This is a genomic window from Vibrio sp. Vb0349, assembly GCF_033338975.1.
Genome location: NZ_JAWOTS010000001.1, coordinates 41,974 through 55,764, shown reverse-complemented (window position 1 = coordinate 55,764; position 13,791 = coordinate 41,974). Strand labels below are relative to the sequence as shown.

The 13,791-nt window shown below is 45.6% G+C and carries 13 protein-coding genes; 5 read left to right on the top strand and 8 right to left on the bottom strand.

Features of this window, described 5'->3' with window-relative positions; translation table 11 throughout:
• Window positions 1–445 precede the first annotated feature (445 nt).
• Window positions 446–1,786 (top strand): MATE family efflux transporter, encoded by a 1,341-nt coding sequence (locus tag R7Q47_RS00295; protein WP_025768746.1) that lies wholly within the window; start codon window positions 446–448, stop codon window positions 1,784–1,786.
• A 98-nt stretch (window positions 1,787–1,884) separates the two neighbouring features.
• Here R7Q47_RS00295 and R7Q47_RS00290 read toward each other — a convergent pair whose 3' ends face one another.
• The 3 genes from R7Q47_RS00290 to R7Q47_RS00280 all read right to left on the bottom strand — a co-directional run bounded on the left by R7Q47_RS00290 (window position 1,885) and on the right by R7Q47_RS00280 (window position 5,162).
• On the bottom strand, window positions 1,885–3,564 hold the full coding sequence (locus R7Q47_RS00290) for an RluA family pseudouridine synthase (RefSeq protein WP_154204119.1): 1,680 nt from the start codon (window positions 3,562–3,564) through the stop codon (window positions 1,885–1,887).
• A gap of 117 nt (window positions 3,565–3,681) precedes the next feature.
• On the bottom strand, window positions 3,682–4,302 hold the full coding sequence (locus tag R7Q47_RS00285) for a DsbA family protein (RefSeq protein ID WP_047102496.1): 621 nt from the start codon (window positions 4,300–4,302) through the stop codon (window positions 3,682–3,684).
• Entirely contained in the window at window positions 4,296–5,162 is an 867-nt protein-coding gene (locus R7Q47_RS00280) for an MBL fold metallo-hydrolase (RefSeq protein ID WP_017633829.1), read from the bottom strand. The genes R7Q47_RS00285 and R7Q47_RS00280 overlap by 7 nt, the downstream gene beginning before the upstream one ends.
• A 126-nt stretch (window positions 5,163–5,288) precedes the next feature.
• On the opposite strand from R7Q47_RS00280, the gene R7Q47_RS00275 reads away from it, so the two are divergent.
• Together R7Q47_RS00275 and R7Q47_RS00270 are read left to right on the top strand one after the other, a co-directional pair.
• Window positions 5,289–6,176, top strand: a complete 888-nt coding sequence (locus R7Q47_RS00275) for a LysR family transcriptional regulator (protein ID WP_248486048.1) — start codon at window positions 5,289–5,291, stop codon at window positions 6,174–6,176.
• Between the two features lie 94 nt (window positions 6,177–6,270).
• The gene (locus R7Q47_RS00270; RefSeq protein ID WP_042522338.1) at window positions 6,271–7,074 is read left to right on the top strand and encodes a Cof-type HAD-IIB family hydrolase; all 804 of its coding nucleotides are present in this window, start codon (window positions 6,271–6,273) and stop codon (window positions 7,072–7,074) included.
• A 109-nt stretch (window positions 7,075–7,183) separates the two neighbouring features.
• On the opposite strand, the gene R7Q47_RS00265 is transcribed toward R7Q47_RS00270, so the two are convergent.
• From R7Q47_RS00265 to R7Q47_RS00245, 5 genes are all read right to left on the bottom strand, one after another.
• The gene (locus R7Q47_RS00265) at window positions 7,184–7,573 is read right to left on the bottom strand and encodes a hypothetical protein (protein WP_005374387.1); all 390 of its coding nucleotides are present in this window, start codon (window positions 7,571–7,573) and stop codon (window positions 7,184–7,186) included.
• Between the two features lie 24 nt (window positions 7,574–7,597).
• Window positions 7,598–8,695, bottom strand: coding sequence for a GGDEF domain-containing protein (locus tag R7Q47_RS00260; RefSeq protein WP_005383270.1), 1,098 nt, complete (start codon window positions 8,693–8,695; stop codon window positions 7,598–7,600).
• A gap of 5 nt (window positions 8,696–8,700) precedes the next feature.
• The gene (locus R7Q47_RS00255; protein ID WP_005374384.1) at window positions 8,701–9,156 is read right to left on the bottom strand and encodes a hypothetical protein; all 456 of its coding nucleotides are present in this window, start codon (window positions 9,154–9,156) and stop codon (window positions 8,701–8,703) included.
• A 444-nt stretch (window positions 9,157–9,600) separates the two neighbouring features.
• On the bottom strand, window positions 9,601–10,440 hold the full coding sequence (gene fghA, locus R7Q47_RS00250; RefSeq protein ID WP_005374382.1) for an S-formylglutathione hydrolase: 840 nt from the start codon (window positions 10,438–10,440) through the stop codon (window positions 9,601–9,603).
• Window positions 10,441–10,502: 62 nt separating this feature from the next.
• A complete protein-coding gene (locus R7Q47_RS00245) occupies window positions 10,503–11,651 on the bottom strand; it encodes an S-(hydroxymethyl)glutathione dehydrogenase/class III alcohol dehydrogenase (protein WP_017633834.1) in 1,149 nt (382 codons plus the stop codon).
• Between the two features lie 293 nt (window positions 11,652–11,944).
• Here R7Q47_RS00245 and R7Q47_RS00240 point away from each other — a divergent pair, with 293 nt between their 5' ends.
• Complete coding sequence (locus tag R7Q47_RS00240; protein ID WP_318088464.1) at window positions 11,945–12,751, top strand: arylamine N-acetyltransferase; 807 nt, start codon at window positions 11,945–11,947, stop codon at window positions 12,749–12,751.
• 80 nt (window positions 12,752–12,831) lie between these two features.
• A complete protein-coding gene (locus R7Q47_RS00235; RefSeq protein ID WP_017633836.1) occupies window positions 12,832–13,704 on the top strand; it encodes a LysR family transcriptional regulator in 873 nt (290 codons plus the stop codon).
• The last annotated feature ends 87 nt before the right edge of the window (window positions 13,705–13,791 follow it).

Below are 13,791 nucleotides of genomic sequence, written 5' to 3'. Positions count from 1 at the left end.
AACAACAAAGTTTCCAAATGTGATATCAGTCATTTTTAGTGCAAAGCCATCAGTGTGATTTGGTGCGAGTGTTCAAAGAGGAATGGTGGCGCATGCAGGTTTTCATGACGGTTCTTCATGGCTCTATATGGTTGGACTGATAATTCAAAGTAATGTATCTAGTTAGACATATTTCTATTGATTATCCTGATTCTGTTCGGTGCTCGTTGATTGAGAGTATTGTTCACCAATCTCTGCTCTACGTATCGTCAAGGCATATGTCGTTTCGAAAATGCATTAGAAATATTTTTCCGAAACAGGGCGAAATATTGTTGTCGTTATGACCAATATGCGACTAGAATCCGCGCTAAATCACAACCTCATATCGAGCTTCGTTCGAGTCACTATTTTTAAACTGCTTCACAAAATTGTGAGGCAGTTTTTAGTTGTAGGAAAGGTTACAAGCATGCCTAAAAGCCAAAACATCAACCAACGAATGTCTATCGTGGCATTAGCTTGGCCAATTCTTGTCGAAATTTTGCTACGGACGGCTTTAGGAACCAGTGACGTGTTCATGCTGAGTGGCTACTCAGACAAAGCCGTATCCGCTGTTGGTGTGATCACGCAGATTACCTTCTTTTTAATCATCGTTTCGACGTTTGTCAGTAGCGGTACGGGGATTTTGATTGCCCAATACAATGGCGCTGGACGCGAGCAAGAGTCAGTGAGCGTTGGTGTTGCGAGTATTGCGTTGTCTGTGCTCGTCGGTGTGCTATTGAGTGTGATTGCCGTGCTTGGTGCGATATATCTACTCCCGTATTACGGCTTGGAAGCGCAAGTCGAGCAGTACGCTCATGAATATCTGCTGATAAGCGGTGCGATGACGTTTAACGTTACGATTGGCGTTGTTTTTACAACTATTCTGCGTAGTCATGGTTATTCACGTTCCCCAATGGTGGTGAATTTGATCTCGGGTGTGTTCAACATCATTGGTAACTATATTGCGCTTTACCAGCCATTTGGTTTACCTGTGTATGGCGTGCAAGGCGTGGCAATAGCAACCGTCGTCAGCCAAGTCATCGGTACGTTAATGTTATGGTTTATTCTCGCGCGCAGCAGCATTGAGCTACCAATGTCGACCATGAAACAAGTGCCCGCAGAGATTTACAAAAAGATCTTAAAAATCGGCGGTATGAACGCGGGTGAAGTGCTGTCTTACAACGTGGCGCAAATCTGCATTGTGTACTTTGTGGTGCAAATGGGGACGGCATCGTTAGCGGCTTTCACTTATGCGCAAAACATTGCCCGTTTCTCGTTTGCTTTCGCGTTGGCAATTGGTCAGGCAGCGCAAATTCAAACTGGTTACTACATCGGTAAAGGTTGGGTGAGCAGCATTTTAAAACGCGTACAAATCTACTTCTTAGTGGGATTTGTGGCATCAACGGCGGCAACCACACTGATTTACCTGTTTAGAGAAGAGATTCTGCGCGTATTTACCGATCAACCAGAGATACTCGCATTGGCAGGTTCGTTAGTCATGGGCTCAATTTTGCTCGAGGCCGGACGTGTGTTTAACCTGATTTTTATCGCGGGGCTCAAAGGCGCGGGTGACATCAAGTTCCCAGTGCAAATGGGGATTTTGAGTATGTGGGGACTAGGCGTGCTTTTCTCTTACATCTTTGGCATCCACTTGGGTTATGGCGTTTTAGGGGCTTGGATGGCAATCGCACTCGATGAATGGGTACGTGGTATCATCATGGCAAGGCGTTGGCGCTCTCAGGTGTGGACCAAGTTTAAGGTGAGCTAACGGTTTTCGGTATCGCGCATCACGCTTATTCTGTTGTTAGAAAACAAAAAAAGGCACTGATAGTCAGTGCCTTTTTGTTATTTAAAATCGGGAAGACGTTAGAATTCGCACTCAGCTTGGAACACCATACGCTCTTTGCTGTATGGATGATCCAGCTCTAGCATCTCAGCATGCAGGTGTAAGCGATTCGATTTTTCGCCGTATAAACCATCACCAACCATCGGCATGTTTAACCCCATGTGATGAGCACTGTGTACACGTAGTTGGTGAGTTCGCCCGGTTTTCGGATACATGTATACCTTGCTGCGTCCATCTTTGACTTCAATCAGTTGCCAGTAGGTTTCTGCATGTTTCCCGTGTTCAAAACACACCAGTTGACGTGGGCGGTCGTCTGGGTCACCACGCATTGGCAGTGAAATTTCCCCTTCAGGCTCGTTTAATACGCCTTCGAGCAGTGCCATATAACGTTTTTGTACGCCGCGAGCCATAAACTGTTTTTGCAGACTTTTGTTCGCGCGCTTAGTTAAGGCAAACACCAAAATGCCAGAGGTCGCCATGTCGAGACGATGAATCACAAACGGCCCTTCCACATCAGGGTACATCGCTTGTAGGCGCGTATAAGTAGAGTCCTTGATAGTTTTACCAGGCACTGAAAGTAAGCCCGAGGGCTTGTTGACGACGACCATAGCGTCGTCTTGGTAGATTATCTCTAGCTCTTTGTCTTCTGCCCAATTCTCCGCCAATGGGTTAGGTTCGACATCCAGCCCTTGCATCATATGGCCCAAAATCGGCTGACATTTGCTGTTGCACGATGGGTAGAATTTTTTGTGTTGGCGAACCTCAGACTTTGGCGACACACCCCACCAAAATTCTGCCAGCGCCAGCGGTTTGAATCCGTATTTAAACGCGTACTGGAGCAGTTTTGGCGCAGCACATTCCCCTGCACCTGCTGGTGGTACTGGGTTTGTGGTGTCCGCAAAAATGTCCACCAAGTCGCGTGTTTTGCCATGGTTGTTTAGAAAGCGGTATTGTTTATGCAATTTGTGCTGCAAAGCGTTGGAGAGCGTTTTGCGCTGTTCTTTCAGATGAGCAAGTTGCTGCTCTAACTCGGCCAAGCGCGCCTCTTTGATTGCAAGCTTTTCATCCCACGCTTGCTTTAAGTATTTGAGAACGTTTTTCTCGGCGACACTTTGCTTACCCAACTCATCCAATAAGATTTTGAGGTCATCGGCATTGAGTGTTTGCTCGCCCTGTTGACGCTGTCGTTTGCGTGCGGCGCGGCCGTCAATCATCACTTGGCGCTGTGTTTGCTCTTCTTGTTGATAAGCGGCTCGGTCGGCTTGTATTTGCGCTTTAAGATCTGCCAATTCCGGATTCGCGGCACAGGTTTTGTACTCCGCATTGGCGGCGTTGATGGCATCCGTTTCTGCGCGGAAGAAACCTTCATCGGTCAGCATGTCATACACAGGAGGGACAAACCCTGGAATCAAGTTTTGGTCAGCAATTTTGCCAGAAAACGCACTTAAAAATCCGAGTTCGCCTTGAGGGTTTTCTACCAGCAATACGCCAAACATTTTGCCTCGCCCCGTTTCTTCATTAACCAAACCAAAATCGTGTTCGAAGTCGGTTTGCGCTAATAAGTGCTGTTGCAATTGCTTTGCGGCCATAACGCAAAGAGGATGTGGCGTGTAGTAGAACGGAAACGTAAACTGCGTTGGCAATTCATAGTCAGAAGTATCAGCAGTAAAACGAGTAAAACAATGTTCAGGCGAGTGCATGGTGGGTATCCGCGCGAGTAAAAAATCGAGCGAGGATTGTACCTGTTTGAGTCAGGATTGCCATGTCGGTGTTGGCACTCGCTCTTGGATTAAGAACAAGAGCGAGTGGGGAAGAGCTTATTGCAGTTTTTGTAATGCAAGCTTCCACTGTGCCGGTTTGTCGTAGTAGGTCGAGTGCGGCAAGGTCAAGTACTCGCCATTTACTTCTGCAATCAGGGTTGGATAACCACCAACGTGTAACTGTCGCATCAATTGTCGGCTAGAGCGAATTCTCTCATCTAGTTCGGCTTCGCTTAACGCCATGTTTTGCTCCCACGCATCACTTGTTAAACCTAGCGATTCTGCAATGGCTTTGAGCGTCGATGCTTCATTCACTTTTAACCCGAGCTGATAATGCGCAGATTGGATGGCCTTTAGCATGTGCCATGGATTCAGCCCCATTTTCTCCGCACTCAAGATCGCTTGTGTGGGTAGATAAGAATCAAGAACAAACGCATCTTCGCTTTTCACGCGTTGTAGATATGCTTCACCAAACGTTGCTCCGGTTTCGGTTGCGATACGAGCGTCACTGTTGATGATGTGCTGACGAAATTCAGGTTCAATCGCGCGTTTCTCAATCATACCGCCGGGATGAAGCTCTACCTTAAATTGAGAGGTGTCCATCAAGGCTTCGATGAGTGGTGATGCCCCGTAGCACCAACCACACATGGGATCGAAGAAGTAATGCACGGTTACCATGACATTTCACCAGTATGCACTTTCGCACCGATTTCTAGCGCGATTGGCAATTGAGCTTCTGGGTATTTCGCAGACATGGTGTCAATGAGTTGAACGCTGTTATTGCTGTGTTTTTTCGCTTGCTGAAAATCCTGCAAGTATTGTTGCGAGTAGCGAATGGTGTCTGCGTTCAGCTTTGTGCCTGCTTTCATGTGACCAGGAATGACCACTTGAGGTTTAAGCGCAAGCATCTCGCTAAGTTGCTGCTCCCAAGCATTGATGGCGGTCTGGTCAGCGGCATCTGCCATCCACAAATGTACGTTTGAGTACACGGCTACGTTACCTAGAATCGCTTTGTTATCTGGAATCCATAGGTAAGGGCGGTGTGCTGATGTGCCATGGTTACCACGAATTTCAATCTTATGACCTTCTAGCTCCAATGATGCTTTATCGTACGCGACAGGGATCACTGGTTTTACCGGTGCGTTTGCGCCAAGCTTTGGTCCCCAGTACGCCAGCTTTCCAGCCAATTTCTCTTTAATAATTTTTTGAACCGCAGGCGTTGTGATGATCTGCGCATCAGGGAACTGTTGGTGTAAGGCCTCTGCGCCAAAGTAGTAGTCTGGGTCCGCTTGGCTGATAAAAATGGTTTTAAGCGTTTTGCCTGAGTCCAGCACTTTAGCGGCAATGCGCATCGCGTCAGCTTTGGTGAAGCCAGTGTCGATAACCATGGCGTCAGTCTCACCGTATACCAAGGTTGAGTTTACGTGGAAGCTGTTACCGTCGGCGTTGTAAACCTCAAGAGTAAGGGGAGAGTGGTTTGCCGCTAGAACAGGGCTTGCCATTAAAATGGATGCAGCAATCAAAGTGAATTTTTTCATAATAAGCTCCTAAAGAATTTGGGGCCAAGCGACCATGGCTTGGGAACGGGAGCTATATTAGGAAATTGATACGCTCGGAAAAATACACAATAATGTGCATCACTATTTCTTATTTCGAGCAAATGTATGGATAGAGTAACGGCAGCAAAAGTGTTTGTGGATGTGGTGTATTCTGGCAGTTTTACCGCGACCGCAGAGCGGTTAGACATGTCTCGGCCAATGGTGACTCGTTATGTAGAGGCTATGGAGAACTGGCTGCAAACTCGTTTGTTACACCGCACCACGCGCAAGGTGTCCCTCACCACCGCAGGGGAGCGCAGCTTGCCTCAGATTGAGCGCTGGTTAAAACAGGCCGATACATTAACGTCGAACATTGCCGCTGATGGTGAGCTGTCCGGAAAAATCCGTCTTGCGTCTAGTACTTCATTTGGATTCTCACAGTTGATCCCCGTAGTAAACAGTTTTATGCAAAAGCACCCCAAAGTGCATATCGACATAGATCTGCAAGATTCAGTGAGTGATCTAACCGAACAACGTATCGATCTGGCGATCCGAATTGCGTCAGATCCCGATCCTTCTTTGATTGGTAAGCCGATTGCGGTGTGCGAATCGGTGTTGGTAGCATCACCGCAATATTTACAAACTCACCACGCGATCGCGCATCCGCGAGATTTATCTTCACACGACTGTTTGGGATACAAAAACTTTGAGCGTCACGTATGGCATTTGTCTCAGGGCGACCAGTTCGAATCGGTGGGAATTGAGTGTCGCCTAACCAGCAATGAGGCCACGGCGTTATTGCATGGCGCTTTACAAGGCATGGGTATTTCGATGTTGCCAACTTACTTGAGCAATATCTATCTCAAATCGGGTCAGCTTGAGTCGGTGTTGCCGGATTGGAAGCCAAATGATCTCAACATTTACGCGCTGTATTCATCACGTAAACACTTGTCTCCTGCGGTGAGAGCTTTCATCGATCACAGTGAAGGTTACTTTAAACAGCATCCTTGGTAATAGCGAAAGGCGTCGTCATCCCGACTTGAGATTCATACAAGATCCTGTACCTTACATGGATATATTTTCGCAGCGTCATTTAGAGTTTTAGTTAATGTCACAAGTTTGCATCAAATTTATTGCTTCCGATATGGATGGCACATTGCTTGACCAGTACGGTCGTTTGGATCCAGAGTTTTTCGATCTGTTTTTGCAACTGGAAGAGCAAGGCATTTTGTTCTCCGCTGCGTCTGGTCGTCAGTATTACAGCCTGCGAGACACGTTCGCGCCAATCAAAGACAGACTGTTGTATGTGGCTGAAAACGGCACCTTGGTGATGTACCAAGACAAAGAGCTCTACAGTTGTACCATTCCTAAAGCGGAAGTGTTGGAGATTGTGAAAGCGGCTCGTGAAATTGACGGAGCGAACATCGTATTGTGTGGCAAGCGCTCGGCGTACATCGAAACGCATGATCAGCAATCGCTGGAAGAATTTCAAAAGTACTACCACCGCTGTGAATATGTGCCGGATTTGCTTGAGGTCGAAGACGAGTTTATTAAGGTAGCAATTTGTCACTTTGACGGTTCGGAAGAGCTCCTGTTCCCGACCATGAACGCAAAGTTTGGCGCAACGCATAAAGTCGTGGTGAGTGCAAAAATCTGGCTGGATGTGATGAATGCCGAGGCCTCTAAAGGTGCGGCCATTCAGCATCTTCAAGAGACGATGAATTTTACTCCGGCAGAAACTATGACGTTTGGTGACTACCTCAATGACCTCGAAATGCTGCAAGTCAGTGAGCATTCGTACGCGGTTGCCAACGCGCACGAAGAGATTAAGAAAATTGCTCGTTATTCTGCGCCAAGCAACCAAGAGGCTGGGGTACTCAAAGTGATTAAAGAGAAAGTATTAGCGAAGTAACGCTCATTCTTTCGATGTTATTTTCTTCTTCACGTAAAAAGCCCCGCAGTGTATGCGGGGCTTTGTTTTTTTTGTGTGTGTGGTGGGAGGGGGTAGTAAGGTTCCCGTTTTAGCGTACGTACTTGGCGGTTGCACTGACTAAAAAGTGTTGCAATTTCCCGTCTGATTTTGGCACCCACAAGTCGTTATGATAATGGTAAATACGGCCATTGACGGTCACAGACAAGGTATTATCACCCGTTTTCTCCATGCGAATAAACTGATCCGAAGTGACCAAAAACGGCTCTTGCTCTTCAATGCTCTGGCCCGTTGCCAATACGAAGTAGCCGAATCGGTTGCCAGCATCCGGATCGGTTGAGTAGATTCGATGTCCAACGAGGCTGTAGTCGTCGTTGAGTGCCTGCTCAAGCGTTTTTTGCCCGATGGTTTCGTGCGATGGAATAAATACCCAAGCCAACACACCTGCCGCAATGACTGCCAGTAGAAGCAGTACTTGCATGAACTTTCTCATCATATATACCGTTTAACGTTGAAATTTCATTTTGTACATGCGCTTATCCGCTATGCTGATAAGAAAGTCAACATTGTCACTGTCTTTAGGGTATTGCGCTAAGCCCATGCTTGTTGAAAGTGTTGAGACTTTATCGGAGTTTAATATTTGTGCATCAAAGACGGTATTTATCTGCTCACGTACGTTCTCTTCATTGAGATGTTCACCTTCAAGGATAACCGCGAACTCATCTCCTCCCATGCGATAAACAGTAAAATCATTGAGTGCCATAGAATTAAGCCGCCTAGCGATTTCCCGCAGTACAGTGTCGCCAACTTGGTGTCCGTGTGTGTCGTTGACTTCTTTAAAACCATTTAAATCTAGAATCCAGAGAGAAAAGGGCCTTTTTTCTTGAGTAAATTTGTTTAGGGTTATGAATAGTGCATTGCGGTTCCCTAGGTTCGTCAAAGGGTCACTTAGCGCCAATTTTCTATGAAAATGGGATTCACGATAAAAGAAATAAGTTAGAGAGATAATCGACAAAACGAACGTCGCAAACAACATATATTGTGCTTGCATTAAGCGCTGGGTTTGACCTTTTTGTGCTTCATAAGCTTTACTGCTTAGGCGGAAGTTTTGATTAACGAAGTCTATTAAGCCTAAATATAGTGTTTGAGTTGAACGATAAAATGCAGCAGCAGCTTGGCTGTCACCTGTTCTAGCTTCTACTAGTTGTTTTTCTAGCTCTTTGAACTCTTCAAAAAGATTAATGAAGTAAAGGTGCATGTTGTTCCGAGAAAAGAACTTATTGGCTTTCGTGCTACTGGTCAATAAGTCAAAGCGACTCCACGCTAACTCGTATTGAAGCTCTGCACCATCAATATTCAATACGTTTTCATCTAACCGTCTGGCCTCGCCGACAAGTTCTGATAGTTCTTTGGAGAGTTGGAATAAAAACCAAGTCGCTTGTTTTTGTTCGTTATTAAAATTTTGTGAGAGTGAACGTGTTTGCTGTAAAAGCACGACATTCGCGAGAAGCAAAGAAACGGCAAACACCACCAGCAGCATTTTGCTGGTGGTAGAATATTGCAATATTCTTTGTTTCTTAGAATAGGGTTCTGATAACTTCATTCTTATTATTTTTCTTTTATTTCATTTACTTGCCATACCATTTGCGCATGATATTTATTGTAGTTTAGCTCTGGATAGAGATTGAGTGGATATATCACCCAGAAAGGGCCTTTATTCCTGACTTTTATGTAATTCTGATCTTGTTGATAAGCCAGTATTGGTTGATATCGAAGAATATCTTGTCGGGACAATGTCGAGTGATAGTCGTTTAAGCTGCTGATATCAACCTGCTCTGGTACCTTTCCGTAGACGTGTGTAAGAAGCGTGCTGAGTTTAACGCCTAAAAACTCTGACGAGGCAGGAAGCCAAGGCAATGTCATCGTGTAGCTAGTGGTAGGTAAAGCTTGGATCTCTTCCAGTTCCAGTATGACACTAGGCTGCTGGCTACTACTAAATACGATCGTATTTGCAGACAAGAATGGCGCAACAAAAAACAGACCTAGCGCGACTATCTTTTTCATCATATGCCCTTTTGAGTTTTATTCTTTTTTCTTAGCTAGGACAAAGGTGCTAGCGGTAATTTATTTATAATTATAGAGCCAACCGGATGAGATTTTATAATACGTTATGTTTCAAAAATAACTGTCGGTTTACGTCACGTCAAGGTTATTAAGTTGCTTCTTAATTAAAAGCTCAGAGTCTTGGGATGATAGTAGAGTTTCGTAATGATTTCGCGGTATTTAATTGGTTTTTAGTGCAACTTTGTTTCATTTTTAATAAAGATACTGTGTCGGAAATGAGAATTTAATAAGGCGAGAAATGGACGTCGAATTTGTTCTTAAGTTACATTATTTTACATATTTAAATCATCGATATTCAGATATGTATTTGTTAGTACGTAAAGAAAATAAAGTCACCTAGTTTTGGTGACTTTATTTTTTATTTCATGAGCTTACTTAAGTTAACTATGCAAACAAATATTTTGCATGGAAGTTGAGGTGCTCTTCAATAAAGCTTGAGATGAAGTAATAGCTATGGTCATAGCCTGGTTGCATTCTCAAGGTTAGGTTTGAATCGTGTATTTTTGCCGCAGCAATCAGCGCTTCCGGTCTAAGCTGCTCATTTAAGAAGCCATCAGCATCACCTTGATCAACCAAAATTGGTAATGGTGATTGTTGTTGTTTTAGAAGTTCACTTGCATCGTATTGCTTCCAGCTTTCAAGCTCCTTGCCTAAGTAAGCAGTAAAGGCTTTTTGTCCCCAAGGGCATTGCATTGGGTTACTGATTGGACTGAACGCTGAAATAGAACGGTACTGTTCTGAATTTTTCAGACCAATGGTGAGCGCTCCGTGGCCGCCCATGCTGTGACCCGAAATCGACTTCACGTCAGAGACAGGGAAGTTACTTTCGATGATCGCAGGCAACTCCTCAGTCACATAGTCGTACATGCAGTAATGCAATGACCAAGGTGCTTGCGTCGCATTAAGGTAAAAGCCAGCTCCTTTTCCTAGGTCATAGCTTTCGTCGTCAGCGATACCTTCGCCTCTCGGACTTGTGTCTGGTGCAATGATCGCAATGCCAAGCTCGGCCGCCATACGAAATGCGCCCGCTTTCTGCATAAAGTTTTCATCGGTACACGTTAAACCAGAGAGCCAGTATAGCGCGGGTACGGGATTCGATTTCGTTGCGTTAGGTGGCAAGAATATCGCGAAGCGCATGGTGCAGTTTAGGGCATTGGATTCGTGTGTATATTGCTTGTGCCAACCGCCAAACACTTTGGCTTGGCTTACATTTTCAATGGTCATGAATAAACTCTCTAATTAGCAGAAGGAATTCAGGCTCCCCAAAAGGAGAGCCTGAGGCAGCATTATTGATCCATATGGATAACTGTTCGGATGCTCTTACCTTCATGCATCAGATCAAACGCTTTGTTGACGTCTGCTAATCCCATTGTGTGGGTAATGAACTCCTGTAAGCCGAATTCACCAGCCATGTAACGGTTCACGATTTCTGGAAGCTCAGAGCGACCTTTAACGCCACCGAAAGCGCTGCCACGCCATACACGACCAGTTACCAGTTGGAATGGACGAGTTGAGATCTCTTGACCTGCACCAGCAACACCAATGATGACTGACTCACCCCAACCTTTGTGACAGCACTCAAGTGCTTGGCGCATCACGTTTACGTTACCGATACATTCGAATGAGTAGTCAACACCACCGTCTGTCATTTCAACAATCACTTCTTGAATTGGCTTGTCGAATTTTTGTGGGTTGATTACGTCAGTTGCACCAAGTTGTTTCGCTAGGTCGAATTTGCTTTCGTTGATGTCTACACCGATGATGCGGCTGGCACCAGCCATGCGAGCACCGATGATTGCAGAAAGACCGATACCGCCGAGACCAAAGATTGCCACTGTGTCGCCTTTTTCAACTTTAGCTGTGTTTAATACCGCACCCATACCAGTGGTTACGCCACAACCTAGAAGACAAACTTCTTCAAGTGGTGCTTCTTTGTTTACTTTCGCTAGTGAGATTTCTGGAAGAACCGTGTACTCAGAGAAAGTAGAACAACCCATGTAGTGGAAGATAGTTTCGCCGTTGATAGAGAATCGGCTTGTGCCATCTGGCATTAGGCCTTTACCTTGCGTTTCACGAACGGCCTGACATAGGTTCGTTTTGCCAGATTTACAGAACTTACACTCACCACATTCAGCAGTGTAAAGTGGGATAACGTGGTCGCCAACTTCAACGCTTGTTACGCCTTCGCCAACCATTTCAACGATACCGCCACCTTCGTGACCAAGGATTGAAGGGAAGATACCTTCTGGATCGTCACCTGATAGTGTGAATGCGTCAGTGTGACAAACACCAGTTGCTACGATGCGTACTAGCACTTCGCCGGCTTTTGGAAGTTGTACATCAACTTCTTCCATTTTAAGCGGCTCCCCTGCAGCCCAAGCGACCATTGCTTTTGATTTTATGTGAGTTTGACCAGGTTTGATTTCAAGCGACATTGGATGTTTCCTTTATATTTTCAGTATATGGAGTGACGTAATAAGCGTAGTTAAGGTTTGCTTACCGCGCTGCGTCGTTTTGTTGGTGCTCATTTTAGGTGTTTCAGTAAAAATGATAATCCGTCCATTTTGAAAATGATTTTTACATATGCGTAATAATGATAAGGTGAGCGTGTAAAAAGAGTGCGATGCCTCCTTAAAGCGGAAGGGAAATGGAAAAGGTGATTGACCTGAAGTTAGATAGAGGAGCTAAAGTAGAAAGCAGTCAAACCATCAGCTAAGTAAGAGTGATTATGAATAAGACGGATCTGAGTGCCTATTTAACCAAGCTAGGCTTGCCTAGTGAATTGCCCGCCGATTTGGAGTCATTGCACAGAGTTCACGTGGCGCAGCATCGTTGCCTGCCGTTTGAGAATTTTGACATCGCATCTCAGCGAGGCGTCTCTGTTGAGATTGAAGATATTATTCAAAAAACCGTGTACCACTCTCGCGGTGGTTACTGCTTTGAATTAAATGGTTTAATGCTTGATGTGCTCAACACTCTTGGGTTTGAAGCGCGAAGTTTGCTAGGGCGTGTACATGTGTCTGGTACACCAACAGGTCGTAGTCATCAAATCACGTTAGTGACGTTCGAGGAACAAACATGGATTGTAGATGTGGGTTTTGGCTCCAATACCCCTCGAGCGCCATTGCCATTTATCCTTGACCAAGTGATTCAGACGGATTTACAAACCTTCCGTTTTGTCAAAGATGCTCAGTTTGGTTATTTCCTCCAAGTGCTTTCAACCGATGGAACGGACGTGTGGAGCAATCTATACAGCTTTGACCTAGAGTTCGTGTGTGCTGGTGACATTGCATGTAGCAACTTCTTTACCTCGACTTCGCCTAATTCGCGTTTTACTAGCGCAAGGGTCGCTGCTAGAGCGACAGAAAGTGGGTTGGTGACGCTGCTTAACTACACACTCAGATGCACCAATCATGAAGAGCTAACAGAAATAGAGCTAGAGCCAGGTCAAACCTACCTGGATGCGTTGAAAGAATATTTTGGCATTGAGCTTGATGCGCAATACGACGAACTTCGTCCGTTACCTGACGCGTAAAGTTTTCCAGTTTTCAAAGCGTAGCGCGACGAGAACAATGTAATCACTATTTGTCTAGAAGAGGTCGACAGGAATACAGCATGGCGAATTGGGAAGGAGTCAGCGAGTTTGTTGCCGTAGCGGAAACTAACAGCTTTACAGCTGCCGCGGCTAAACTGAAAACGTCAGTGGCACAAATCAGTCGCCGTGTATCGGCACTTGAAGAGCGTCTTGCGGTTAAGTTACTGCATCGCACGACGCGAAAAGTTTCTCTGTCTGAAGCTGGACAGCTTTATTATCAGCAGTGCAAACACTTGGTCGAAGGGCTAGAACTAGCTGAGCTTGCTGTAACGCAAATGCAAACCGAACCGCGAGGTTTGCTGCGTGTGACAGCGCCTGTGACCTATGGGGAAATGAACCTCGCACCGCTCTTGCATCAGTTTTTGGAGAAGTACCCGCGTGTGGACCTCGATTTAGTTCTGACCAATCAAAAACTGGATTTGATAGAGCAAGGGGTAGACGTGGCGATTCGTCTTGGCCGCCTGCAAGATTCCAGCATGATCGCAAAGCGTCTTTCGTCGCGTCAAAATTACGTGTGTGCTAGCCCTATGTATTTGGAGCGATTTGGTGAGCCTCACACATTATCCGAACTGGCTCGACATCAGTGCCTAGTTGGTTCGGTCGATTATTGGCATTTTAAGGAAAATAAACGCGATAAGTCTTTGCGTGTGTCGGGGAGGATTAAATGCAATAGTGGTTTTGCGCTAATGGGCGCCGCCAAGCGTGGTTTGGGTTTAGTGCAGTTGCCGGACTATTACGTTCAAGAAGCTCTAGATAACGGTGAGCTAGTCGAGGTGCTGACCGATTACCGAGATGACCGTGAAGGCATTTGGGCACTGTATCCACAAAGCCGAAATTTATCGCCCAAAGTGAGGTTGTTAATCGACTTTTTAGCGCAGGAACTAGCGGATTAGAGTTTTCATGAACTTTAATACAACTGAAGTTGCTAAAACGCCCGGTGATGCCGGGCGTTTTTATTAGGATGAGAGCTGGAATCGAAA